Annotated in this window: 27 protein-coding genes; 15 read left to right on the top strand and 12 right to left on the bottom strand. The window is 39.4% G+C overall.

The window, feature by feature from the left end:
• Positions 1 to 2 precede the first annotated feature (2 nt).
• From rplX to ADS77_RS17780, 3 genes are all read right to left on the bottom strand, one after another.
• Positions 3 to 317: a 50S ribosomal protein L24 gene (rplX, locus tag ADS77_RS17790; RefSeq protein WP_054206416.1), complete on the bottom strand. Its 315-nt coding sequence runs from the start codon at positions 315 to 317 to the stop codon at positions 3 to 5.
• A 10-nt stretch (positions 318 to 327) separates the two neighbouring features.
• Complete coding sequence (gene rplN, locus ADS77_RS17785) at positions 328 to 696, bottom strand: 50S ribosomal protein L14 (RefSeq protein ID WP_002959498.1); 369 nt, start codon at positions 694 to 696, stop codon at positions 328 to 330.
• 282 nt (positions 697 to 978) lie between these two features.
• Positions 979 to 2,913: an AsmA family protein gene (locus ADS77_RS17780; protein ID WP_054455625.1), complete on the bottom strand. Its 1,935-nt coding sequence runs from the start codon at positions 2,911 to 2,913 to the stop codon at positions 979 to 981.
• 235 nt (positions 2,914 to 3,148) lie between these two features.
• Between ADS77_RS17780 and ADS77_RS17775 the strand changes: the two genes are divergently transcribed.
• From ADS77_RS17775 to ADS77_RS17750, 6 genes are all read left to right on the top strand, one after another.
• Entirely contained in the window at positions 3,149 to 3,574 is a 426-nt protein-coding gene (locus ADS77_RS17775) for a hypothetical protein (protein WP_054455623.1), read from the top strand.
• Positions 3,575 to 3,582: 8 nt separating this feature from the next.
• Positions 3,583 to 3,783: a helix-turn-helix transcriptional regulator gene (locus tag ADS77_RS17770; protein WP_054206413.1), complete on the top strand. Its 201-nt coding sequence runs from the start codon at positions 3,583 to 3,585 to the stop codon at positions 3,781 to 3,783.
• Positions 3,784 to 3,931: 148 nt separating this feature from the next.
• Entirely contained in the window at positions 3,932 to 5,095 is a 1,164-nt protein-coding gene (locus ADS77_RS17765) for a hypothetical protein (RefSeq protein ID WP_054206412.1), read from the top strand.
• Positions 5,096 to 5,385: 290 nt separating this feature from the next.
• Complete coding sequence (locus ADS77_RS17760) at positions 5,386 to 6,063, top strand: TorF family putative porin (protein WP_054455621.1); 678 nt, start codon at positions 5,386 to 5,388, stop codon at positions 6,061 to 6,063.
• Between the two features lie 147 nt (positions 6,064 to 6,210).
• A complete protein-coding gene (locus tag ADS77_RS17755) occupies positions 6,211 to 6,396 on the top strand; it encodes a hypothetical protein (protein WP_054455619.1) in 186 nt (61 codons plus the stop codon).
• Between the two features lie 47 nt (positions 6,397 to 6,443).
• On the top strand, positions 6,444 to 7,097 hold the full coding sequence (locus ADS77_RS17750) for a hypothetical protein (protein ID WP_054455618.1): 654 nt from the start codon (positions 6,444 to 6,446) through the stop codon (positions 7,095 to 7,097).
• 23 nt (positions 7,098 to 7,120) lie between these two features.
• Here ADS77_RS17750 and ADS77_RS17745 read toward each other — a convergent pair whose 3' ends face one another.
• Positions 7,121 to 8,014, bottom strand: a complete 894-nt coding sequence (locus ADS77_RS17745) for an aldo/keto reductase family oxidoreductase (RefSeq protein WP_054455616.1) — start codon at positions 8,012 to 8,014, stop codon at positions 7,121 to 7,123.
• 168 nt (positions 8,015 to 8,182) lie between these two features.
• Here ADS77_RS17745 and ADS77_RS17740 point away from each other — a divergent pair, with 168 nt between their 5' ends.
• The 4 genes from ADS77_RS17740 to ADS77_RS17725 are packed head-to-tail and all read left to right on the top strand — an operon-like array spanning position 8,183 to position 12,049.
• Positions 8,183 to 8,893, top strand: a complete 711-nt coding sequence (locus ADS77_RS17740; protein WP_054455612.1) for a YIP1 family protein — start codon at positions 8,183 to 8,185, stop codon at positions 8,891 to 8,893.
• A 51-nt stretch (positions 8,894 to 8,944) separates the two neighbouring features.
• Positions 8,945 to 10,111 carry an efflux RND transporter periplasmic adaptor subunit gene (locus tag ADS77_RS17735; protein ID WP_054206406.1) on the top strand — a complete coding sequence of 389 codons (1,167 nt, stop codon included), beginning with the start codon at positions 8,945 to 8,947 and terminating at the stop codon, positions 10,109 to 10,111.
• On the top strand, positions 10,111 to 10,818 hold the full coding sequence (locus ADS77_RS17730) for an ABC transporter ATP-binding protein (protein ID WP_054455610.1): 708 nt from the start codon (positions 10,111 to 10,113) through the stop codon (positions 10,816 to 10,818). The genes ADS77_RS17735 and ADS77_RS17730 overlap by 1 nt, the downstream gene beginning before the upstream one ends.
• Positions 10,811 to 12,049 carry an ABC transporter permease gene (locus ADS77_RS17725; RefSeq protein ID WP_054206404.1) on the top strand — a complete coding sequence of 413 codons (1,239 nt, stop codon included), beginning with the start codon at positions 10,811 to 10,813 and terminating at the stop codon, positions 12,047 to 12,049. Before ADS77_RS17730 ends, ADS77_RS17725 begins: the two co-directional genes overlap by 8 nt.
• On the opposite strand, the gene ADS77_RS17720 is transcribed toward ADS77_RS17725, so the two are convergent.
• Both ADS77_RS17720 and ADS77_RS17715 read right to left on the bottom strand, forming a co-directional pair.
• Positions 12,050 to 12,379, bottom strand: a complete 330-nt coding sequence (locus ADS77_RS17720; RefSeq protein ID WP_054206403.1) for a Bor/Iss family lipoprotein — start codon at positions 12,377 to 12,379, stop codon at positions 12,050 to 12,052. It abuts the gene before it with no gap.
• Complete coding sequence (locus ADS77_RS17715; protein WP_054206402.1) at positions 12,376 to 12,690, bottom strand: Bor family protein; 315 nt, start codon at positions 12,688 to 12,690, stop codon at positions 12,376 to 12,378. Before ADS77_RS17715 ends, ADS77_RS17720 begins: the two co-directional genes overlap by 4 nt.
• A 230-nt stretch (positions 12,691 to 12,920) precedes the next feature.
• Here ADS77_RS17715 and ADS77_RS17710 point away from each other — a divergent pair, with 230 nt between their 5' ends.
• A complete protein-coding gene (locus ADS77_RS17710; RefSeq protein ID WP_054455608.1) occupies positions 12,921 to 13,295 on the top strand; it encodes a DUF5329 domain-containing protein in 375 nt (124 codons plus the stop codon).
• A 411-nt stretch (positions 13,296 to 13,706) separates the two neighbouring features.
• Here ADS77_RS17710 and ADS77_RS17705 read toward each other — a convergent pair whose 3' ends face one another.
• Together ADS77_RS17705 and ADS77_RS17700 are read right to left on the bottom strand one after the other, a co-directional pair.
• Complete coding sequence (locus ADS77_RS17705) at positions 13,707 to 17,282, bottom strand: ABC transporter permease/M1 family aminopeptidase (protein ID WP_054455606.1); 3,576 nt, start codon at positions 17,280 to 17,282, stop codon at positions 13,707 to 13,709.
• An 11-nt stretch (positions 17,283 to 17,293) separates the two neighbouring features.
• The gene (locus ADS77_RS17700; protein ID WP_054206399.1) at positions 17,294 to 18,172 is read right to left on the bottom strand and encodes an ABC transporter ATP-binding protein; all 879 of its coding nucleotides are present in this window, start codon (positions 18,170 to 18,172) and stop codon (positions 17,294 to 17,296) included.
• 149 nt (positions 18,173 to 18,321) lie between these two features.
• Here ADS77_RS17700 and ADS77_RS17695 point away from each other — a divergent pair, with 149 nt between their 5' ends.
• Positions 18,322 to 18,999, top strand: coding sequence for a nitroreductase family protein (locus ADS77_RS17695; protein ID WP_054206398.1), 678 nt, complete (start codon positions 18,322 to 18,324; stop codon positions 18,997 to 18,999).
• Here ADS77_RS17695 and ADS77_RS17690 read toward each other — a convergent pair.
• Positions 18,992 to 19,303 carry an ArsR/SmtB family transcription factor gene (locus tag ADS77_RS17690; protein WP_054206397.1) on the bottom strand — a complete coding sequence of 104 codons (312 nt, stop codon included), beginning with the start codon at positions 19,301 to 19,303 and terminating at the stop codon, positions 18,992 to 18,994. The two genes, ADS77_RS17695 and ADS77_RS17690, sit on opposite strands and share 8 nt — an antisense overlap.
• A 105-nt stretch (positions 19,304 to 19,408) precedes the next feature.
• Between ADS77_RS17690 and ADS77_RS21775 the strand changes: the two genes are divergently transcribed.
• On the top strand, positions 19,409 to 19,597 hold the full coding sequence (locus ADS77_RS21775) for a DUF2892 domain-containing protein (protein ID WP_082355714.1): 189 nt from the start codon (positions 19,409 to 19,411) through the stop codon (positions 19,595 to 19,597).
• Complete coding sequence (locus ADS77_RS17685) at positions 19,597 to 19,941, top strand: rhodanese-like domain-containing protein (protein ID WP_054206396.1); 345 nt, start codon at positions 19,597 to 19,599, stop codon at positions 19,939 to 19,941. Before ADS77_RS21775 ends, ADS77_RS17685 begins: the two co-directional genes overlap by 1 nt.
• Positions 19,942 to 20,159: 218 nt before the next feature.
• Here ADS77_RS17685 and ADS77_RS17680 read toward each other — a convergent pair whose 3' ends face one another.
• From ADS77_RS17680 to ADS77_RS17670, 3 genes are read right to left on the bottom strand one after another with little or no spacing between them, the layout of a single operon-like run.
• Positions 20,160 to 20,702, bottom strand: coding sequence for a PH domain-containing protein (locus ADS77_RS17680; RefSeq protein WP_054206395.1), 543 nt, complete (start codon positions 20,700 to 20,702; stop codon positions 20,160 to 20,162).
• A gap of 48 nt (positions 20,703 to 20,750) precedes the next feature.
• Positions 20,751 to 20,939, bottom strand: a complete 189-nt coding sequence (locus tag ADS77_RS17675; RefSeq protein WP_231659098.1) for a hypothetical protein — start codon at positions 20,937 to 20,939, stop codon at positions 20,751 to 20,753.
• An 11-nt stretch (positions 20,940 to 20,950) separates the two neighbouring features.
• Positions 20,951 to 21,349, bottom strand: a complete 399-nt coding sequence (locus ADS77_RS17670) for a DUF3224 domain-containing protein (RefSeq protein ID WP_054206394.1) — start codon at positions 21,347 to 21,349, stop codon at positions 20,951 to 20,953.
• Positions 21,350 to 21,438: 89 nt separating this feature from the next.
• On the opposite strand from ADS77_RS17670, the gene ADS77_RS17665 reads away from it, so the two are divergent.
• Entirely contained in the window at positions 21,439 to 23,220 is a 1,782-nt protein-coding gene (locus ADS77_RS17665; RefSeq protein ID WP_054455602.1) for an ABC transporter transmembrane domain-containing protein, read from the top strand.
• The last annotated feature ends 70 nt before the right edge of the window (positions 23,221 to 23,290 follow it).

The raw sequence follows: 23,290 nt of genomic DNA, 5'->3' as shown, positions 1-23,290 counted from the left end.
TATTAGATAGTTTTACCAGTAGATTTAAAGATACGTAATTTCTTACCATCTTCAATCTTGAAACCTACACGATCTGCTTTACCCGTTTCCGAGTTGAAGATCGCAACGTTTGATGCATCCATAGACGCTTCTTTCTCAACAATGCCGCCAGCTTGGTTCAATTGTGGAACCGGCTTTTGGTGTTTCTTGATCAAGTTTATGCCTTCGACAAAGATTCGACCAGATTCAGTAACAACTGAAAGCACTTTGCCGCGCTTACCTTTGTCTTTACCTGCTAGTACGATTACTTCGTCATCACGACGGATTTTTGCTGCCATGATTGGCTCCTTACAGTACTTCTGGGGCTAGTGAAACGATTTTCATGAACTTATCATTACGAAGCTCGCGAGTCACAGGGCCGAAAATACGTGTACCAATTGGCTGCAAGTTATCATTTAAGATAACAGCCGCGTTGCTGTCAAAACGGATCAAAGAACCATCTGGACGGCGAACACCTTTTCTGGTACGCACAACTACCGCGTTTTTAACATCACCTTTCTTCACTTTACCGCGAGGAATAGCTTCTTTTACAGAAACTTTAATGATATCGCCAATCGCTGCGTAGCGACGGTGTGAACCACCAAGGACTTTTATACACTGCACTTTGCGAGCGCCGCTGTTATCAGCAACTTCCAGCTGAGTTTGCATTTGGATCATGTTAATGACCTCCGGTGTAGTTATAACAAATTGTCTTAAATTTGTTTAAAATCAAGACATTTAGATTAAAAACCACTCAAAAAACAACAGTGTTGTCTCTTAAGGGCGGGCAATTGTACCAGCATTGAAGGGGTAGCGATAGGTTATTTTTTAATTAATTTAGAATTACAGCACTAGGTAATCTTGGAGGGGAGTATATTTTGCTATTTAACAGCTGTTTATAAAACAATCAGGGTATTTTTATACCCTGATTGTTTTTTCTACGAATAAATACAGTAAAGGTTAGCCAAATAAACCTTTTAGTTTATCTTTGATTTTATCTTTTGCTTTTTCTTTGACTTCATCTTTAGCTGCTTTACTCACATCTAAACTAATACTAACATCGTGAAATGGCCCCTTGATACGCAGTGGTACTTTAAAGCCAGTGCTATTATCAGTCGTGCCCTGACCTTCAAGTGAATCGACGATACCTGTGACTAACCGATAGTTAACAGTAGCAGCAGGCAAATTGACATCCCCTTCACCACTAATGCGCACCAATGGACTCAATAAGCTCAAGTCTGTATTTTTACCCACGCCATTCGTAAAATTAAAGCTACCCGTTAACGCCGAAAAGTCAGTCTGCTGTGAATTATCAAAGCCCGTATCGAGTCCTTCAGAGACAGCGCCGAAGTTGCCTTTTATAAGCTCTTTGCCTTTGCGTACCATTTCAGCAATATTTGCGCCTTTTATTGCCCCGTCAGCAAACTCAAAGGCTAACTTACCTTGTAGTGCCCCCATAAAGTCTTTTTGACTTTGCCCTGACGTCGATAAATCCCAATTAAGTGAGCCTTTACCGATCAATTTATCAAAACCTGCGGCATCAGTTAGTAAAGGTTGTGCATCTATTTTAGCTAATGAAAAGTTAGTGCTGATTTTATAAGGCGTTTGCTTTGCATTAACCGTTATTATGCCTTTGCCATTACCTTTATACGCTGCAAATTTATCAAGACTAATTTTTGCTACTGCATTTTTAAGGTTTACTGTGAATTGGTTTGCACCAAGTTTTATCTCATTTGCTTTTAATCCACTTGAACGGATCACGATATTTGCATCAAGGGCATTTAAGCCACTTAAATCCATTTTGGTATTATCCCAAACTATAGGCTGTGCTGGTGCATCACTTGCAGATTCTGGAGTTTCGGTTTGAGCAACCGCTTCAGGTAAGTAAGGGTTTAAATCAAGCATGCCTAAATCTATATCAGCATTAACAGCTAAACGCTTACCTAAGCTAAGCTCGCTTTTACCTTTAACCTCTAATTCATCCAATGTAGCAATCAATTCAGATAAATTAAACCTATCATCTTTCATACGCATTTTACCGCTAACACTAAATGCGTTAAAGGCATTGTCTTTCGCATTAAGGTCAACACCTTGCCATTTGGCGATATCTTTAACTGAGTCACCACTAAGTGCCAATTGACCTTGAATATCCTTACCTTGACCTGCAATAGAACCTTTAAATTCGACATCTACTAACTTTGATGTAATATTTTTGGTTACATTAAATGTATCCCCTTCAATTACTTTGGCCGGATTATCAACCGTCACATCAAGCTCAAAACGTTCTTGCATGTAGGTAATGGCACCTTTCACTTCTAGTGTTTTATGAAGTGAAGGTAATAATATAGCTAGTTCGAGGTCGTTTATTTCTTGCTTAACCCCTGTTTTTCCATCTAAGTAAACAAACTTTCCACCATAAATAGCCACTTCCCCTAGCGAAATATCAAAATTTTCAGGTAATTTAACTGCACCACCATTTTGCTGTTGCTCAGCAGGTTTTGCTACCGCATCAAATAGTTGCCAATTAGCTTTACCGTTTTTATCCGTTTCAAGTAGAATATCTGGCTCATTGATCACAAACTTCTCTAGTTTCAGCTCACCACCAAATAATGAAAACCATGGGATGTGGATCGCAAGTTGCTGCATACTTGCCATATTTGCACGTGAGCCGCTTTTCATATTGGCAAAATGCACATCTTCAAGTTCAAGCTTTAATGAAGGAAAAACCGATAATGTTTTATCCCCTTTAATCGTTAATGTACGTCCTGTGGTTTGTTCAACCTGCAGCGAGACTTTATTAAAGATTGCGTCTGTTGGTATTAAAAAAGGTGCCGCGACGATTAAAGCTACGAACAGCAAGATTATTACACCAATTACTTTGAGTAGGGTTTTCATGATGATCCTTCGAATGTGCAAATGATGTTCTTATAATAGCGGGAGTAAGACCCAAAAGCATTGCTCCGCCTGTAAAAAATGAATTTTCCTCAGTCTATATTAATGACATGAATAGTCACTGAAACATTTTGATACCTTTAGGTTACAAAAAAACTTGACCCAATGATACCTTGAGGTTACATTGATACCTATAGGTTACAAAAATATAAATCAACACTTTCACAGGATGGACTTTATGAAACAACAAGAGATTAAAACAGAAGAAAAATTTATGAGTCAGAACATATGGATTAGTTTAAGCGCTGGGATAGTTTGTTTACTTCTCAGTGTTTACTCACTAATAAAGCATGATATTGAGGGGCTTTTAATTGTTGGAATGAGCGTTTTATTTTATATGATTATAGTGATCATTTACGTTATTAAAGGGGGCTTTCCGTTAAAAATGTATTTTCAATACGCTTATAAAGATGAGTTTCTAAACACCATTGACACTAATGCATATAAACACACAAGTATTGCATTTGGGGTTTGCCTTCTTGGTATTTTTTATAAAAGCGATGAAATACCTACCGAATTTTCGCATGCCGCTATGGCAGTATTCTACATAGGGGTCATGCTTTTGGGATATGGCGCTTCATTGCTTTGGCAGAGCCGTGATTAGGAGTTAATGTGCACAACCATATAGCTGAATTTCGCAAAGCTGCAGGACTGTCGCAACAAGAACTAGCCGATGCGATTAGTGTGTCTCGTAAAACCATTAGCACAATCGAAACATCACGCTTTACACCGTCAGTGATCATTGCATTGAAGATAGCACAACACTTTAATACCTCTGTTGAGCATCTTTTTACGCTTGACGATGGTGATTAAACACCTTAAACGCAATCTTGTGTAGATTTGCATTAGCAAGATTGCATCCCCTTTATTCTTAGGTATGATGCATAGCCCTGTTGTTTTTAGGCTTTTTGCGCTAAAATTAAACAACTAAAAAATGTATATACTTGGAGTACCGTCCGGCATGAAAAAACTGCTTATTTCACCTTCACAAATGGCATTAGGCGATCAAGAAGGTCATATTTATCAAAATATCTTAAAGCAGGCTTCAGAGCTCAGCCTTAATCTAATGGCGGTGAAAATAGAAAATCATCCTGAAGACTTTTTAGGTTGGTGTTACGAACTGCTCAACGCTAGTCGCGATCGTATTAATTATGACTTACTTGAAAGCGCCCAATTACCTGTATTAAAAAAGCTCCATGACTTATTAATTTCAGCGATTAGCTTTTTGCAATTAAAAACTCTACGTGTAGCCCCTTGGCCTGTAGTGAGTGTTTTTATAGAGCAACATAAAGATGTATTAGCGCTTGATGAGCAATTACGCCTTACAACTTATATTGCAAGCATTCGTGAACAAACATTAAAAGATATGATCCCTGAAGATTTACTCGCTTTTAGCGGTAAACACACTTCGTCTCTTGATCCTAGTAACTACAATTTTGATGTAGAATGGTTTAGTTCAACAAAAAGCGCAAAAGGTTTTCATTTGATGCTGGGTGATCTGCCTGCATTATTTGATGATGCACTCGCGCATATACCGCTTGAAGGCGAAGTAACTGAAGCTGATTATCAAGAATTTGTTGTTAAATATTTACTCGCGTTTAACGAAAGTAATGAAAAACCAACTCTCGCACCTGCAACACGCCTATTAGCAATGCGTCGCCCTGATGTATTTACACCAATTAATAACACTCGCTTAGATGCACTTTGTTCAGCTCTGGCTATTACCAAATTAAATAACCGTGACTTTGCACGCTATTGGCAAGATATTGTGCAAACAATTAATAATATGTCTTGGTTTAAAATGGCAAATGGCGAAAGTGAATTAGACCAACAGCTTGTAGCGATTAAAGCACTGCTGCCTTGTTTATTTTATTATGCTGATAAAAACACACCAGAGAACTCTAACTACATTAAGCTACTAAACAAACCTAAACGTGCAACTAGCACTGGCACAAAAAAGGTTCGTCGCGGTAAAGAATCAGCTGAAATATTAGTTGATCGCGCTCTAGCTGCTGAGGATATGCCTGAGCATATTCGTGCCAAACGTGATTCTATTATTAGCGAAGTGCAAAAAGGCCGTGGAGTTAATGAAACAATTAGCCTAATGCGCACAATCTTTGGCTAATTTACATTAAAATTGATAAAAACCCGCTGCAATCGTTTTGTGCATGCGGGTTTTTTTATGCACCAAGAAAGTGCGTAATACTTACCTAATACAACCCACCCTCTTCCCTCTAAAAATTCACCTCTTTGTTTTTAAAGTGATAAAAATATAAATGTGCAATTTCAATTCAACTTGGCACAAGCACTGCTAATATCTTATTAGACAACTAAAAAGGGCTCGCCAATTAATAGGCTGCAACCAACTAAAATAATTACGAGTCAATAAATCAGCATAACAACAGGATACCAAACATGATTAGACTAAAAACAGTGATTGCTATAAGCGCGCTTGCATTAATGGGAACAACATCAACAACAGCTTATGCAGAAGTAACAGCTAACGTAGCAGCAACTTCAAACTACTTATGGCGTGGACAAGAGCAAACTAATGGTGATGCTGCAATATCTGGTGGTATTGATTATGTAAACGAGTCTGGTTTTTACGCAGGTACTTGGGTATCCAATGCATCTTGGGCCGATGAAATGACCTATGAACTTGATTTTTATGCAGGCTTTGGTGGCGATATTAACGAAAATATCAGTTATGACGTCGGTTATATTTATTACGCATACCCTGATGCGGCATCATCTGCTGACGCTGATTTTTCTGAAATTTACGGTAGCCTCAGCATGGGCGGTTTCAGCTTTGGTGCATCTATTTTGGCAACGTCCGCGGCAAGCGGTGATGGATCTGACTTCGGTGACTCTTTATACCTAACCGCTGATTATGGCTTCGCTATTGGTAGTAACGGGACTGAAATGGCATTGCATGTTGGCCATTACTCAGGTGACTTTATAGGCGATGACAACATCATCGACTACGGTATTTCAATCTCTAAAGATGGCTTTACACTTGGCCTGTCTAATAACGATATCGATGGCTCAGATTTAAAAGCTTACGTTGCTTACTCTGTCGATTTTAATTTATAAAAAAGAATGTGTTACTTGCTGCAACACTAAGGGCCGCAAGGCCCTTCTTCATTTTTGAGATATAAAATAACAAACAAAAAATTTTCACTTGCAAAAAAAAACGTTTTGATAACATTTACGTTCTAAATTTTTACATTAAGGATTAATATGAATTTATCAAAAAGAATTTCAGTTATTTTAGCGTTTTTTTTAATCACAATGAGTACATTTAGCTATGCTACAATGACATGTAATTGCACCTCAGGTAATATGACGGTTGTCCATAATGGTGGTACAGTTAGCTATTCGTGCTCTGGTGGTGGCCAAGTTTCTTGTGTGATACAGTTGCAATAAACATCATTTAGAAAGGGCTACGCCCTTTCTTTTCTAAGGATAGTAAGATGAATTACAAGATTTTAATTGGTATTACTACTGCCGTAGTTTTAGTTGCGGCTATTGTAACAACAAAAAAAACGACCAACCCTAATGTTAAAAATACGAAAAATTTTCAATCAATTAAGCTAAGTAATGATAATCCAACCAAATCAAAAACCACCTTAAATGAAAACCCTGAAGCATTAATCGAAAAAAATAAAACTTTAGACGAAACATCAGCAAAGCCCAACTTGGTTGCTTTATCTCCACAAGAATTCTCCGAAGAATTTGTTTTTTCTGATAATGGAAAAGAATTTATTTCAAAAAATGCGCTAGATAGCGTATTTAAAAATGATACATCACGCCTGCTAAAGCAAATGTCTGAAATTGTTTATTCAGAAGAAGCACAACTACGAAAAGAGCAACTAAATGCATTCATTCTCGATGAGTTAAAAGATGTTAATATTTTACAACAAGATCTAGATTGTGCAGGTAAAATTTGTGCGTTAGAACTTACTTACACACAAAGCAGTAATCAAAAATCTATTGATACTATTTTTAGTTTTTCAAAAAACTATTCTTTTCAAGAGTTTACTGAAACAGAGAATGGCGATAAAAAATTAAAAGCTTTATATATTGCAACTGAAGACCCTAGCCAATTAACTCTTGCGATGGAGTAAATAGCCCACACCGTGAGCGATGCTCACGGCACGCTATGCCCTGTTGAACCTTGCCAAATCCTATACCATTGCTCACGGCTGACCTTTAATTGTTTAGCTGCAACCGCAGACTCTACACGTTTGATATTGCCCGTGCCCAGTACCACTGATGGTGAGCTTGGATGCATTAATAACCACGCATAAACAACTTGATCTATTGAACTTGCACCAATTTCTCTGCCAACTTGCTCAAGTACGTGGCGCAAGCGAATGGCTTTATCATCGCTATCCGCAAAGATGCGCCCGCCTGCTAATGGTGACCAACACATAGGCTTGATATCAAGTAGCTGGCATTGATCCAAACTGCCATCATCCAGCGCTTTCATTTCATAGGGTGAAAACTCAACTTGATTAGTGACTAGTTCAAAATCCAAGCGTGATTGTAATAAGCTTAATTGCGATGGCGTAAAGTTAGATACGCCAAATTCCAACACATCGCCACTTTGCTTTAGGGTAGTAAATGCTTTGGCCATTTCGTCGGCATTCATTAAATAATCGGGACGATGAATAAGTAATACATCTAAACGATCTGTATTAAAATGCTTAAGGGATTGCTGCGCTGAAGCTATAATATGCCGCGCACTTGAATTATAATGGTTTGCCTGACCCGCCAACCCCAAGCTTGGAAATGCGGGCTTAATACCGCACTTGGTAATAATTTTAATATCATCACGAATTCTTGGCTTTAATAACAACACCTTACCAAACTGCGCTTCACAGCCATACTCGCCATAAATATCAGCATGATCAGTGTGCTTTACACCTGCATCTATAGCTTGCTCTAGAAAGCTTAAGCATTGCTGTGCAGAGATTTTCCAATCTAATAACCGCCAAAAACCAAGTACCAATTCATCTATTTTTCGTTCTGTGTTAGTCATAATTTACCTTACTGTTATTGCTTACTTCCTTGCCGTTAAGCCTGTGTTAATAAGCCGTTACAATTTAACTCTCATCACACATGAGTTATGCTTTATTCTACCCTCTTAATAAGGTATTAATAGCAATAATATTTGTACCTATAAATGATTAATAAAGGAATAATAACAATGAGCTCATCAAACGCCCTATCAGCATGTGTTGATATTTTTATCAGTCCAAGCAAAACCTTTAATGGCTTAAAAGACGCAAAAGGCTGGTCTTGGCTTGCCTTTACATTAATAGCTACAGCACTTGTTATTAGTACATACGTATTTTATACCAATGCGGACTCACAGTTTATTCTAGAAGAGCAAGTAGCCGCAGCCAGTATTGATGCCACGATTGGTGAACAAAAAATGATCCGCCAAAGTATGGAGCAAAGTATTGATAGCCAAGTATGGTTTGCAATTGGCGGTGGCCTTTTTGCCATAATCATCATGAATGCGCTCATTGCCGGCTACTATTTATTAGTTTCCAAACAAGATCCAGATGCTCAGCATAGCTATGGGGCTTGGTATGGTTTTGGTGTTTGGACCATGATGCCAGCAGTTATCTCAAGCTTGGGTATATTAGCTTTAGTACTTACAGCCAGTACGGATCAGCTTTCAATGAGTATTTTTAACTACGCTTCGATTAATCAATTGATTTTAGGGCTACCACTTGGTCACTCTCTCTATTCGCTAACAGAAGCCATTAGTATATTTACTGTTTGGGGCATTGCACTGGCAGCCATTGGTTTAAAGTGCTGGACTAATTTTAGTTTGAATAAAGCTATTTTGTTTGCTGCTTTACCAAATGTAATCATATTTGGTATTTGGGCGATCATCGCTCTAGTATAAAAATAAAGGCAGGTGTAATAGCCTGCCTATTGCGTATTAACAGGAAGTAAAATGAAAAAAGCAATTATAGTTACCCTTGCGATCAGCGCTTTTATTGCTCTTATTGTATCTAAGCAAATCACCGGCAATGAAGATCTAGCCGAGGTTAACATTGCAACCGTGGAACAAGGCAGTATTGCAGATTCTATTATGGCCTCTGGTAACTTGGTTTTTAACACGCAAGTACAGCTGCGCTCTGAGGTAACAGGCCGTGTAGACAAAGTATTTGTTGAGGAAGGACAGAGTGTACAACAAGGCGATATTCTAATGCGCCTTGATACCACCGCATTTGAATCAGAAGTAACACGTAACAAAGCTGTTTTACGTGCCAGCGAAATAGAGATTAAACACAGTAAAACTCGCCTGCTGAATATTGAACGCCAATTAAAGCGTCAAAAAGAGCTTTATGATGTAGGCCTCGCTGGTCAAGAAGTGTATGAAAATCTGAAAAACGCAAGAGATCTTGCAAAAATAGACATTGAAGCGCGAGGTGAGGCCTATAATCAAGCTAAAGCTTCACTATCTATTGCTGAAGATAGACTCAGTAAAAGTGTATTTCGTGCCCCAATGAGCGGTTTGTTAGCCTCAGTAAATATTAAAGAAGGCGAAACAGTGATTGCTGGTACAACCAATATTATTGGCTCAGATCTTATGCTTGTTGCTGATCCTAGTGCTATTTTAGCTGAGTTAAGAGTTGATGAAACCGATATTGCTGGTATTAAACTCGACCAACATACTGATATATACGCAGCCGCTTACCCAAATCAACCTTTTACTGGCAAAGTCATTAACATTGGTACTTCGGCTAAAAACCAAGTTGGTTCGCAAGGGCTCTCATTCAGAGTAAAAGTATTGCTGGATAACACTGATCGACAATTATATGCAGGTATGAGCTGTCGCGCTGAAATTGCGACAAGTATCGCGGTTGATGGCTTAAAACTGCCTATTGAAGCAATACAAAAAGAAGATGACAAATATTTTGTGTGGCGCTTAAATGATGACAATACCGTTACTAAAACGTACGTAAAAGTTGGTATTTCATCTGATATTGAACAAGCGGTCACTAGTGGTTTGGATAAAGGTCAGCGTATAGTGATTGGCCCTGCTCGCCCTGTTAGTAAGTTAAAAGAAAACGATACAGTAAAAATTAAACAATCTATCGCCAAGGATGCTAAATAATGTCTGCGGTCATTAAGCTTGAGCACATTAACAAGCAATACAAAATGGGTGATCAAATATTTAAAGCCCTTGATGATGTAAACATTGTAATTGAAGAAAACGAATACGTTGCTATTATTGGCCCTTCGGGTTCTGGCAAATCAACGCTAATGAACTTACTTGGCTGTTTAGATACACCAACCAGCGGTGACTACTTTTTAAAAGATAAGCTCGTAAAAAGCATGACTGAAACCGAACTTGCTCATCAGCGTAATGAAAGTGTGGGCTTTATTTTTCAAAGCTTCAATCTGTTGCCTCGTGCGTCCGCACTCGAAAATGTTATGCAACCTTTGGTTTATCGGTTTATTCCTGCTAAGCAACGTAAAGAAAAAGCACTCGAAGCATTACAACGAGTAGGCCTTGGCGATAAAGTAAATCACCTATCAAACCAGCTTTCGGGTGGCCAGCGCCAACGTGTTGCCATTGCCCGTGCTTTAGTGACTAAGCCACATATTTTGCTTGGCGATGAACCAACTGGCAACCTAGATAGTAAAACCACCACCGAGATTATGGCTTTATTCGATGAGCTACATAACGAAGGCCATACCATTATATTGGTAACTCACGAACAAGAGATTGCTGATCACTGCCAACGTGTCATTCGCTTAGTCGATGGTAAAGTTGTCAGCGATGTACGCAAAGGTACGGGAGAAAAACAAAATGTTTAAATCCGCCATTGCTATCATAGAAGGCACTAAAGCTGCATTAATGGCCATTAAGGCCAACGCAATGCGCAGTGCCTTAACCTGCTTAGGGATCATCATTGGGGTGGCCGCAGTTATAACCGTGGTTGCTGTTATGCAGGGTTTTACCAAACAGATTAACGATCAATTAGCCGACATGGCACCAGATGTAACTTCTATTAAGCCATTTACCAGTATTGAACAAGAAATGGTTGGCAAAAACGCCAAGCTAACTTACACAGACTTTTTAACCTTAAAAGCCCGAGTAAAAGAAGCTGAAACATTTACCGCTTTAATGTTTACTTGGCGCTTTTCTGGTGGTGCTGAATATGGTAATAAAAGCCACTCATCACGTGTTATGGGAACAGAGCAAGATTATCAAAAAGCCTATAGAACGTTCCCTGAACTTGGTCGTTTCATTCGTGCGGAAGACGATGAAAAACGCCGTCGCGTCGCTTTTATTGGCCCCTCCATCATCGAAAAACTTAATTTACCAGAGAACCCTGTTGGCGAGTATATTAAGCTCGGTGGTGAATGGTTTAGAATTATCGGTGTAGCCGAAAAACAAGGCAGCTTGCTAGGCTTTGATCAAGATGATTATATAAATATTCCTATCAGTACAATGAGCGCACTAGAAGGCGCGAACAGCAGTAGTAATGTACAAATAATGTTTAGGCTTAAAGAAGGCAGCGATGAAGAGTTGGTACTGGCCAAAATCACTCGAATTTTACGTCAATTACACAAACTTAAAGATGATGATGAAAATGACTTTGAATTTGAAACCGCTGAAAAAGCCCGCGCGAATGTTGATAAATTTACAGGCAGTGCCACCGCTATAACAGCTGGGATAGTCGGGATTAGTCTCATTGTTGGCGGCATTGGTGTTATGAATATTATGCTAGTATCAGTAACAGAGCGCACGCGTGTTATTGGTACACTCAAAGCACTTGGCGCAACCCCAGGGTTTATTATGCTCCAGTTTTTAGTTGAAGCTGTAGTATTGTCGTTATTTGGTGGTTTAATTGGTCTTGCTATTGGTTATGGGGCTGCAACATTGATCTCATTATCAATGCCCAGTATGCCGGATGCGTATATACCGGCTTGGGCCGTTATGCTGTCGTTCGGTTTTACTTCGTTAATTGGGATCGTGTTTGGATTAGCCCCCGCGATAAAAGCTGCAAGGCTAAACCCAATAGATGCATTACGCTACGAATGATCATTGCACTTTATAAGGTACCTTAGCGCAGCTTACTTCTACTGTTTTAGGGTACCAAGCAGGGCCTACTTCATTCACAACGAGCTCAGCCACGCCATTGGAAAATGATTTATAGGTATGTACACTTTGCCATTGCGAATCAGGGCAAACATCTGATAAATCAACAGTATCTGATCCTTCATAAAGTGCAGCTGCAAAGTTATGATGCCATTGCTCACTTTTATGATTGGTAGCCAAGTCATCATACTGACCGTTATCAAAATGGATGTTAGTACAACCCGTCAGTGCTATAAATGCTACACCCAGCATTAATTGTGCTATATTTTTCATATCCCCGCTCCTTTGTTTTTCTGTTCATCACACCACACTTTAATTGTATGAGGTGAATAGATGCCCAAGGTAACTAACCCCAGTGCCCCATCTGTAAAAGTTTGCTGCGACTGCATCTGTACAACAGCTTGCTCACCACATACTTTTTTTACATCAACACGTTGATCACCAACCAGTCCCCACATAAAAAATGGGCGACTATCTTGATATGTTGGCGAGGTACTTACTTTTGCCATCTTTTGTGGCTGAATCGTAACTGCTGAGCACCCAGAGAGTATCAGCAATAATAATGTAGTTAGAAAAGCCTTCATGGCCTTGTCCTTGTGTGTTGGTTTGGAAAGTCATCATTATACATTCGCCTTTACTGTAAAATAAGTAAGAAACTGTTGTAAAAATGTAGACTCCTGTAAGCTTTAGGGCTGCTCATTATTGGACTGAACTTTTGCCAATATCATGAACCTAACGCACCATACTTACATAATCATGCGTTATTTAAATTGTTATACCCAAAGCCGACTTCAATACATGAACGAGATGAACGATGAAACAATTAATCCAAAATACACTCGCGCCTTTTGCCTTTATTTTAATAATGTTTAGCCATTTAAGTTTTGCAGCAACACCTGAACAAGAAGTTGGGCACTTAATTAGCTTCATCGCAAAAAGTAATGCTGTTTTTATCCGAAATGGTGATAAACACACCAGCCAAGAAGCCGCAGACCACCTAGCCATGAAATACAAAAAAGCACAGCGGTACGCAAAAACAGCAGATGATTTTATCGAAAACTTAGCCAGTAAAAGCTCATGGAGCGGTAAGGTCTACACCGTTATCCTTACTGATGGCACGAAACTCACAGCGAACGACTGGTTGACTGTTGAATTGACGCAATTTAGAGAAACAGAAAAGCCGCAGTAAATGCGGCTTCGATTTCACTCTTAGGAGAGGTGAACAGGTATTCTGTATATTTTACAAGCTTGACTACTGCTAATTGCACTACTTTAAAGTCACACTATAAAATTAATATAGCCTAATATTTAGCTAACACAATGATTTAATAATAATCAAAAAAACTTAACATTCCCATAATGTAAACTAGAGATTACTCATGCTCGATTTAAACACCCAAACCACCTCAAGATATGAACGTCGTTGGGCGATTCACAGGCACTTACTCTCTGCGGGATTACTTTTTAAAAAGGGATTGCCATTATTGTAAAGTAGCGCCTTGATATTAAGACCCTGTGAAACGCTGAAGCCTGTATATTGAGGTAGTTTGGTATAAACTCCTACACCTAAGAGAAAGGCCTCGTAAGAGGCCTTTTGTATTTATAGTGCTTTGATATTATCTCCGCTTTTCTTATCTATTAATTTGATAAATGGGTCTACTCCGGCATATTTAGGCAACTCAGTTACTTTTAATATAAGGGTGTTTTCACCCGTTTTAATCTCATGTTTTTGCATATAGATAACAGTATCTGTGTCATGTATCTCATTAGGATCTGCGCTAAATAAAGCAACATCTATCATTTGTATAAGCGGGACATCCACTTCATTACCTTCACCATCGGCATGTTTCTTCGCTGCAGAAATGATCAATGTAATGGTGTGCTCCTCACCTGCTGATTCAGCCTCTTGTACATCAACATCACTGATTTTTAAATCATATAACGTAATGGCATTAAACTGATCTTCAATAAATGCCTGCTCTTGCTCACTCGTTCCTCGCTTTAGATAGGCAATAAAGTCTAACGTGGTTGGGTAACGTTCTTGCGCATATTGGTAATCTTGTAAAAATGCTCGCAAAGCGGCATTTACGCGCTGCTCACCTAACAAATCATGTATGGCCATCATTACCACGGCACCTTTGTTATAGTGGATATATTGCTGCCCTGCGGCGCGTGCAAGTGTACGTTCCTCATAAGGTTCTGTCGTGCGCCCGAATAAGTAGCGATCAAGTTCGTACTTTAAGAATTTACGCAGGTTGTTTTCACCATACTTTTCTTTCATCACCATGATCGCTGCATATTGCGATAGCATTTCAGATAAAATATTAGAGCCCTCAACGTTCGCGCCTATCACCTGATGCGCCCACCACTGGTGCGCCAATTCATGCGATGTTACATAGTAAGGAAAATTAATATTATCTGGATCACGCGTATCGGTAATAAACCCCATATTCTCAGAATACGGCACTGTATTAGCAAAACTCTGTGCAAAACTACGATAGCGAGGAAACTCAATAATACGCATTTGCTTATGCTGATAGGGGCCAAACTCTTTGGAAAAATAATCTAAAGAATCTTTGGTAGATTGAATCATCGTATCTACATTCCAAGCATGATCTTTATGATGGTACACCTCTATGTTTACGCCATTATGTAGCTCTTTTTTGACCTCAAGCTCCATCGATAGCAAATTATAGAAATGCAACATAGGTGCATCCATTTCATATACAAAAGTTGTGCGACCGTCTTTAGTACTTTGTGATTGCAAGTAACCTGGCACCATCGCAATTTGTGACTCATCGGTGGTAATTGTTGCTGCAAAACTTACATAATTATCCGCAAACAAAGGTTGGTTGTGATACTGCGTTTCTTCAATTTTATTGCCACGCTTTAATTCTGGTAAACCTCTTTGACGACGCTCATTTTTATCTTGTATTTGCTTACCAAAGGAATAACCAAAACTTGGGAACAAAGCCGTGTTATCAATGAATGTACCGTTATACACAAGTCGTTCATCACTGCCTCTATCTACAAACCCTTTAGTATAACGCTCTACGCTCATCACAATTTCACGGCTTTCGTTTGGTTGCATTGGCTGTGCAAAATCCAACCAAGCATGACGGTAAAGTTCGTTCAACTCGCCTAGTTGCCCGCCATCAACTTCAACACTCCAGTTATGAGTATGATCAGGCTTATTTACCAATAATCGCGTAATAGGTTGTTGCGATTTATTCTCTACCTGCATTACCACGGTTGCTGTAATACGGCGCTCTTGAGGATAGATATTTGCAGTAACAACAACATCAGTTGGAATAGGCACGGCTGCATCAACAAATTGACCAAACTCACGCTCATATTGCTCTTGCAAGTCTTCATACTGATCACTGGTTATAAATGGGTTAAGCACCTTTGTGTTGTAGTAAATATAGCTACCCGTACCAACAAAAATAAGTGTTCCACATACCATAACCACTTTACCCGAGTTGCCAAGCTGATAGCCTAATAACTTAACCCGCGCTTTTAAATCTTGCCCAGCCCCACGCGGCCAAAGTGCATAGCTAAGTGCGGCAATGATCATACTAAAACCTAACCAGTACAAATTGTACCAATGTACAGCAGTTAAAAAATGGCCATAACCATTGATATCTGAATAAGGCGCATCTGGCGTGCTACCAATAGCAAACATGTTATGCTCAAAACCATAGTTACTCATCACCAAAGTAGCGATAAAGTAAAGCACATACAAACCCATACCTACGTATTTATTAGGGCTAATTACCTGTAATAAAAAAGCAAAGCCACCTTGGAAAACAAGCACAAGTACAAATAAATAACCGAGCCTTATTACATACTGTGCAATATCAAAGTTCGCCATGCCCATGATCATTTGATAAAACAATGTCACCACAGAACCAAATGCGCATAACAATAATAAAACTGCACTCAACGCTACATATTTAGAGCCCCAGAACACCCAATTCGCAACGGGGTAAGCGTCAACAATTTCGGCCATTCGTGATTCACGATCATGCCATACAAGTTCACCACAATAATAAACGAGTACAATCATCATCAATATGCCAAAGCTACCTTGAATAAGCTCAACCATTCTAAAGGTGACAGGCCAAACATCCGTTCCGTATGCACCCATTGAACCTACTAACGCAGGAATTAATGTCGCTAAAGATAAAATAAGTAAAATACCAAACGAATAGCTTTTTATAACTTGTTTGACTTCAAAAACAGTTCGCGTTGAAAACTGTGACCATGCATTACTTCCCGTCGCCTTTGCCTTTATATTAAAACTAAGAGCGGCTGCAGAATTGGTATTATTATCTTTATTAGCTTTGCCTTTCACTTTTTGCTTTTGCACTAAGTGATGGGATGTATTGAGCGCTGCAGTTACTAATGCCACCAAGGCAATACCGACCCAAATTAACCTATTGTGTAATAGCTGATCAGTTAATGTAATTTCCATCACATTGCGCTGTGCTATTGTCCAATATTCCATTTGCATTCTCATTGCAGACATACCAAACATATCTAAATAAGCTGAAATTTCGCGATATTGAATATCAGAGAAGATATTCGATCCAACCAAATAACTAATAAGTAAGGCAACGGCGACTAGATACAGTGCCACCATGCTGCGAAAGCGCATTGCTACAGCATTGATTAATGAAGAGATAACAAATAAAGAAGGAACAGCAATATAAAAGAAAGGCACTAAATAATAGCTTAGTTTATTTTCACCAACCATTTCACTATCTAACCAGCCCATTAAGCTACCAAAACCGCTGCCAACCCACACACCCAACATAGTAGTTGAAAACACTAATAGCGTGACCAAATAAGCCCCGATAAATCGACCCGCTCTATACTGAGCGATATTTAATGGCTTACTCAAAACTAGTTCATTGAGTTTACTCACGTCATCACGAATAGCGGAGCTACCGACAAAGTTGACCACTAAAAAAATAGCAAACACCGACATAATCGCAATAACTTGCAAAATTGCGTAAGGAGAATTTATATTTACATTGCTGCTTCCACCTATTTGCACCGAGTCAGACACCGACGCCATAAAAGTAAGGAAAAACAAAATAAGTGACGTAATATAGAATGAGGGCTGACGCATAAAATAGCGCAGCTCAAATCGTACCATGTTAAACAACATAATCAGTATCCTTATGCTGCTTTATTGCGATGTTTATGCAATGTTGAAAAATAGACGTCTTCTAAATCAGCTGGTTTTGACTCAAAACCTTGCGGGGCGTCGTCAGCAAATACACTAAGTAATGTTTTTCCTGCAAACAAACGTTTCGCGATCACAGGTAACGACTGTTCGAGTTCGACAGCTTCAGCTTGGCTCATCGACTTGTGCCATATTTTGCCCTGTAGCGTATTAGTCAGCTCAATTGGATTACCTTCTAGTAAAATTTGTCCACTTGCTAACACAGCCATATTCGGGCAAAGCTCAGATACATCTTCAACTATGTGCGTTGATAAGATCACTACTTTACTTTCACCTAAACCAACCAATAAATTATGAAAACGATTGCGCTCTTCAGGATCAAGTCCTGCCGTTGGTTCATCAACAATCAATAAATCAGGATCGCCTAATAAAGCTTGTGCAATACCAAAACGCTGACGCATCCCCCCCGAAAAACCACTCACCGCATTTTTTCTGTGGTCATATAAATTAGTTTGCGCTAACAACCCTTCAACGGCCTCTTTACGTTCAGCTTTGTTGTTTAAGCCTTTTAAAATAGCCATATGATCAAGTAAGTCATAAGCACTAACACGCTGATAAACACCAAAGTCTTGTGGTAAATAACCTAAACGCTCACGCAAGTTTTTAGGCTGTGCTAAAACATCAACCCCATCAAACTCTATGCTGCCGCTGTCTGCTGATTGCAACGTTGCAATTGTACGCATAAGTGAAGATTTACCAGCCCCATTTGGACCCAGTAAACCAAACATCCCTTTAGGTATTGTTAAATTAACACCTTGCAAGGCATGTACACCATTGTCATAGGTTTTAGATAGTTCCGATATTTTAAGCATTTATATGTCCTTTACTTTTTAATTGTTGCCATGTTTATAACACTGAATAGAATTAGGGACAATTAACATTAAAGTTTCATTTGCAAACAAGTGTAAACACTGAAACACTCTTGAAACATTTTGCAAATAAACAACAATAAAGGATCATTATGAAAGATCATGCAAGCATCCCTCTAACCGACTTTACCGAATACCCACATGATCAAATGCTGGAGCGCGCCACAGAATTTTTAACCACCAGCCAGCGCCGCCATAGTATTCGCAGCTTTAGCGATCGCCCTGTGCCAAAAGAAATTATCGAAACCTGTATCAAGGCAGCAGGCACGGCGCCAAGTGGCGCAAACCACCAGCCTTGGCATTTTGTTGCTATTCACTCAAGTGATATAAAAAAACAAATTCGTGAAGCAGCTGAAAAACTAGAACGTTCATTCTATGAAGGCCGTGCTGGCGAGGAATGGCTAGATGCACTAAAACCATTAGGTACTGATGCTAGTAAACCCTACCTAGAGCATGCCCCTTGGCTTATTGCGGTATTTAGCCAAAAGAAAGGCGGCTTAAGTACTGATGATAAAAACACGAACTACTATGTACATGAATCTGTAGGACTGGCAACCGGCTTTTTAATTCAAGCACTACACAGAGCAGGCCTTGCAACGCTAACTCATACCCCTAAGCCAATGAGCTTTTTAACCGATATTTGTGGCCGAGATAAAGACAACGAACGCCCCTATATGCTGCTCATTGCTGGTTACCCAAGTGAAGATGCCACTGTGCCGAACCACGCACTTGTGAAAAAATCTCTCGATGAAATAGCCACATTTATTTAGCGTTATTATCGGTTACACAAAACCATTGATACAACAGCCCAATGATCGACTCAACTTTAGGGTCGATCAAATAATAATAAATAGTATGCCCATCACGACGTGTTGCTACTAAATTTGCTTTTCTTAAACTCGCTAAATGCTGAGACAATGCAGATTGTGCCAATGGTACACGTTCATTTAACTGCCCTACACTTAACTCACCTTGTAACAAGCTGCATAAAACCATTAGACGATTTTTGTTCGCCATTAATTTTAAAAACTGCTCGGCTTGTTCAGCATTGCTTGCTAGCTGCTCAATATTCATTTTAATAACCGATAATAAAATATGTTTTAAGTATAGACTTTTACATTAGTAAGTTCTAATATAATTTAACATTAGAAAACACTAATATTAAATACAGAGGTCATAATGAAAATAAGTGATGGGATCTTACTACTTGCAGGATCAATGGTGACAATTTCTGTGCTTTTGAGCTACTTTGTAGATAGTCGGTTTATGTTGTTAACACTATTGATAGGCGTAAACCTGATCCAAACAGCGTTTACTAAGTGGTGCCCACTTATAAATTTTTTTCGCAAACGAGGATTTACAGACTAATGCTTACTTCAATTCCAGATCTAATGAAAATAATCACTCCAAATCAACGCCGTATTGATGCAGAGCAAGCCAAGCTAGAACTGGCAGATAATCACGGCTTATTAATTGACGTACGTGAACCTGCTGAGCATGCGACAAAAGCAGCCATCGGTGCAATTAATATCCCCCGTGGTTTACTCGAAATGAAATTAATGGAAATTGAAAAAGACCCAGCACGGCCAATTTATTTACACTGTGCCAGCGGCGCGCGCGCAACCCTAGGTGCAGAAGCGCTAACACGAGTTGGCTACAAAAATGTTACTGTGATCACCTGTAACGCAGAGCAAGTTTGCCAAGTGTTTTAATTGTTATTTAAGTTGGGTTGGGTTGGGTTGAGTACAACGAAACCCAACTTAAACAACTTTTGAGTTATAAATTTACATTAAGTCATGTTGACCTTTCAGGATAAAAATGGAGTAATCTCCTTAGGTAGCCCATTTGAACAAAGTAAATCTAAAATTTACGCATGCTATCAAAACTTATGGTTGCCATATTTAAGTGCAGATAATAGATAAGTCAGTTATTACTTCTTCTCATCCATCAGCGTCACTAGCATTTGTTCAATGTTCTTCACGCTGTAAGTCAGTGCACGCAGTAACTCCACTTGGTTTTGTGGCTCATCACTTTTAGCTTTCGTTGGCTGTGCCCCAGCTAGGTTATCTTTTTGGGCTAAAATTGCTTCGCGAAACTCGCTGGCATCAACCACTCCTAGTAATGAGACTAATGCACCTTGGCTTGACTGCCCTGCGGTTTCAAAACTTAACCTATATAAACCAAACAATCGCATCAGTGGACCTTGGCTTAATCCAACGTCGGTTATTTTTTCAAGCGGAATCGATTTTTCTTCTTTAAAAAATATCCCGCGTTTAACGACTAACTTGCGCTCAAGTAGTTCCGCTGACATTGCGGCTAAAATACTGCTACTAACTAGCCACACTATTAAGACAATGACGGGAATTAAAGGAATAGTAACAATTCCTAATGTGCTTACACATAAAGCGAACACTAACCAATAAGATTTAATTTTTGGATCGAACGATGCGCTTTTTAAAGTAAAATCAGACATAAAACACCTTATAATTAAATACTTAACTTATCAAAATACGAGCGACATTTACGGCTCATCATTTTCAATAAGTAATACATAACCGGAAACTTGACCAAAAAAATTTGTAATTGGCCCTACATTTACCACTTTCCAACCATCTAGGTTTAGTTTGTATATTCGCTGATTAAGGGCTTCTGTATCTATTCCACCAAAAAAACGGGTCTTTTTAAATTCAATTATTTTTTGCACAACCACTTTTTCACCTTTTATAACTGAAATTCAAAATCATAAAAATGTACGCCACTTTCAATACGAATCACCATTTTACCGCTAAGACCTGCTAGTTCATTACTACCAGAGTCGGGGACTACATTTAAAATTAATGAATCTTGGCCTTTATCCATCGTACCAAAGTGTTGCAATACAAAACTGCCCTGCTTGCCAACAAGCAACCCAACAACTTGTTCAATTGCCACATAACCAGCACTGCCTTGAGTCGTGGTCATTGCGCTAAGCATTTCACCTGTACTCGTTGCATCAAGATCGCCGGTAAATGTTTTATCAATCGACATACGCCCTAAATTTACGCCGTCAATCCCTTTGGCGTAGCCCTCAATTGGATTAAGTTTTACATTGAATTGACCCGTTACGTTATGAGTTACCATACTAGTCCCTTATTTGTTATTTTAATTGGTTATTGAAATTATGATTAAAGTAACCATATCTATACCCTATTCACATAAAAGAATCCAGCATGAGTAATAGTAAAACCGAGCAAAAAGACAAGGCTGCTTTTAGTAGTTTAATTCCGATTTTTCAGTTCATTAAACCTTATAAATGGGTAGTTTTTTCGGCGCTTATGGCGTTGCTCGTTACCGCGGGAGTTAATTTATCTCTTGGCCAAGGAGTTAAATTTGTAATCGACCACGGCTTTATTGCAGGCTCACAAGAGCAATTAAAGCAGGCTGTTTTAGTGCTAATAGGGCTGATCAGCCTATTAGCCATTGGCACCTTTAGCCGCTTTTATTTAATGTCGTGGATTGGGGAGCGCGTTAGTAACGACATTCGCAAAGCGGTGTTTAACCGCATAGTGACTTTGCACCCGAGCTACTTTGAAGAAAACCGCAGTGGCGAGCTAATGTCACGCTTAACAACCGACACCACCTTGCTGCAATCAATTATTGGTTCGTCATTTTCAATGGCACTACGAAGCGTCCTCATGCTGGTTGGTGGCCTAGCCATGCTGTTATTTACTAATTTAAAGCTCACTTTAGTCGTGGTTGCCTGTGTACCTTTGGTGTTAGTGCCAATGATGGTGTTTGGTAAAAAGGTGCGTAAATTAGCCAGCTCTAGCCAAGATGCGATTGCTGATATAAGCACGTACGCCGGTGAGATCATTCAAAATATTAAAGTGGTGCAAAGTTATAGCCACGAACAACGAGAACAACACGCGTTCGCCTTAGAAACCGAGAAAGCCTTTGCCGTTGCTAAAAGCCGTATTAAGCAGCGTTCATTTTTAATCGCCGCAGTGATATTTTTAACTTTCAGCGCTATTAGTGTAATGCTATGGGTTGGCGGCAGTGATGTACTTGCAGGTACGATGAGCGGTGGTGAGTTAGGCGCATTTGTGTTTTACGCCATTATGGTAGCGATGTCAGTGGCAACCGTTGCCGAGGTATACGGTGAACTACAACGCGCAGCAGGTGCTGCAGCACGCTTACTGGAGTTATTGGCCGTCAAAAGCGAAATTGTTAACCCTGACCAGCCCCTTGATGAAAAGCTACATCCTAAACCCGATATTGCGGCAATTGAACTCAACAACATTACGTTTAACTACCCATCTCGTCCTGATGTTAGCGCACTGAAGAATGTATCGCTAACTATTAAGCAAGGCCAAACTGTGGCGATAGTTGGCCCCTCGGGAGCCGGTAAAACAACTTTATTTGAACTACTACAACGCTTTTACGACCCAGCCACCGGCGCCATTGAATTCCACGGAATTGATATAAAAGATCTATCGCTCAATCGGCTGCGCAACAGTATGGGTATGGTCGCACAAAATCCCATTTTATTTAGCTCCGATGTTATGCACAATATTCGCTATGGCAACCCAGATGCGACTGACGAACAAGTCTACGCCGCAGCTAAACATGCCCACGCTGATGAGTTTATCGCGCAACTACCAAACGGTTATGAAAGCTTTTTAGGTGAGCAAGGTGTGCGTTTATCTGGTGGCCAAAAACAACGCATTGTATTAGCACGCGCTATATTAAAAGACCCCAAAATACTGTTACTTGATGAAGCTACCAGTGCCCTTGATGCACAAAGCGAACACCACGTTCAAGCTGCACTAGAACACTTAATGCAAAACCGCACTACGCTAATTATTGCCCATCGCTTGGCCACAGTAAAACATGCTGATGTAATCGTAGTGATGGAACATGGTGAAATTATAGCCACAGGTACTCACCAACAACTATTAACAAGTAATCCGCTGTATCAAAAGCTGTGTGAACTGCAATTTAATAGGGATTAAAGGGGGATTTTTAAGCTGGAAAGTAAAAGTTGTAAGGTGAAGTAAGTAAAAAAGGACATGTATAAATTTT

The organism is Pseudoalteromonas porphyrae (genome assembly GCF_001298125.1).
Classification (GTDB): Bacteria; Pseudomonadota; Gammaproteobacteria; order Enterobacterales; family Alteromonadaceae; genus Pseudoalteromonas; species Pseudoalteromonas neustonica.
This window is presented reverse-complemented; position numbering and strand designations above follow the sequence as displayed.

Excerpts from the sequence above, each read along its gene's own strand:
- rplX (WP_054206416.1), bottom strand. The coding sequence starts at position 317 with ATGGCAGCAAAAATCCGTCGTGATGACGAAGTAATCGTACTAGCAGGT.
- rplN (WP_002959498.1), bottom strand. The coding sequence starts at position 696 with ATGATCCAAATGCAAACTCAGCTGGAAGTTGCTGATAACAGCGGCGCT.
- ADS77_RS17780 (WP_054455625.1), bottom strand. The coding sequence starts at position 2,913 with ATGAAAACCCTACTCAAAGTAATTGGTGTAATAATCTTGCTGTTCGTA.
- ADS77_RS17775 (WP_054455623.1), top strand. The coding sequence starts at position 3,149 with ATGAAACAACAAGAGATTAAAACAGAAGAAAAATTTATGAGTCAGAAC.
- ADS77_RS17765 (WP_054206412.1), top strand. The coding sequence starts at position 3,932 with ATGAAAAAACTGCTTATTTCACCTTCACAAATGGCATTAGGCGATCAA.
- ADS77_RS17760 (WP_054455621.1), top strand. The coding sequence starts at position 5,386 with ATGATTAGACTAAAAACAGTGATTGCTATAAGCGCGCTTGCATTAATG.
- ADS77_RS17755 (WP_054455619.1), top strand. The coding sequence starts at position 6,211 with ATGAATTTATCAAAAAGAATTTCAGTTATTTTAGCGTTTTTTTTAATC.
- ADS77_RS17750 (WP_054455618.1), top strand. The coding sequence starts at position 6,444 with ATGAATTACAAGATTTTAATTGGTATTACTACTGCCGTAGTTTTAGTT.
- ADS77_RS17745 (WP_054455616.1), bottom strand. The coding sequence starts at position 8,014 with ATGACTAACACAGAACGAAAAATAGATGAATTGGTACTTGGTTTTTGG.
- ADS77_RS17740 (WP_054455612.1), top strand. The coding sequence starts at position 8,183 with ATGAGCTCATCAAACGCCCTATCAGCATGTGTTGATATTTTTATCAGT.
- ADS77_RS17735 (WP_054206406.1), top strand. The coding sequence starts at position 8,945 with ATGAAAAAAGCAATTATAGTTACCCTTGCGATCAGCGCTTTTATTGCT.
- ADS77_RS17730 (WP_054455610.1), top strand. The coding sequence starts at position 10,111 with ATGTCTGCGGTCATTAAGCTTGAGCACATTAACAAGCAATACAAAATG.
- ADS77_RS17725 (WP_054206404.1), top strand. The coding sequence starts at position 10,811 with ATGTTTAAATCCGCCATTGCTATCATAGAAGGCACTAAAGCTGCATTA.
- ADS77_RS17720 (WP_054206403.1), bottom strand. The coding sequence starts at position 12,379 with ATGAAAAATATAGCACAATTAATGCTGGGTGTAGCATTTATAGCACTG.
- ADS77_RS17715 (WP_054206402.1), bottom strand. The coding sequence starts at position 12,690 with ATGAAGGCTTTTCTAACTACATTATTATTGCTGATACTCTCTGGGTGC.
- ADS77_RS17710 (WP_054455608.1), top strand. The coding sequence starts at position 12,921 with ATGAAACAATTAATCCAAAATACACTCGCGCCTTTTGCCTTTATTTTA.
- ADS77_RS17705 (WP_054455606.1), bottom strand. The coding sequence starts at position 17,282 with ATGTTGTTTAACATGGTACGATTTGAGCTGCGCTATTTTATGCGTCAG.
- ADS77_RS17700 (WP_054206399.1), bottom strand. The coding sequence starts at position 18,172 with ATGCTTAAAATATCGGAACTATCTAAAACCTATGACAATGGTGTACAT.
- ADS77_RS17695 (WP_054206398.1), top strand. The coding sequence starts at position 18,322 with ATGAAAGATCATGCAAGCATCCCTCTAACCGACTTTACCGAATACCCA.
- ADS77_RS17690 (WP_054206397.1), bottom strand. The coding sequence starts at position 19,303 with ATGAATATTGAGCAGCTAGCAAGCAATGCTGAACAAGCCGAGCAGTTT.
- ADS77_RS21775 (WP_082355714.1), top strand. The coding sequence starts at position 19,409 with ATGAAAATAAGTGATGGGATCTTACTACTTGCAGGATCAATGGTGACA.
- ADS77_RS17685 (WP_054206396.1), top strand. The coding sequence starts at position 19,597 with ATGCTTACTTCAATTCCAGATCTAATGAAAATAATCACTCCAAATCAA.
- ADS77_RS17680 (WP_054206395.1), bottom strand. The coding sequence starts at position 20,702 with ATGTCTGATTTTACTTTAAAAAGCGCATCGTTCGATCCAAAAATTAAA.
- ADS77_RS17670 (WP_054206394.1), bottom strand. The coding sequence starts at position 21,349 with ATGGTAACTCATAACGTAACGGGTCAATTCAATGTAAAACTTAATCCA.
- ADS77_RS17665 (WP_054455602.1), top strand. The coding sequence starts at position 21,439 with ATGAGTAATAGTAAAACCGAGCAAAAAGACAAGGCTGCTTTTAGTAGT.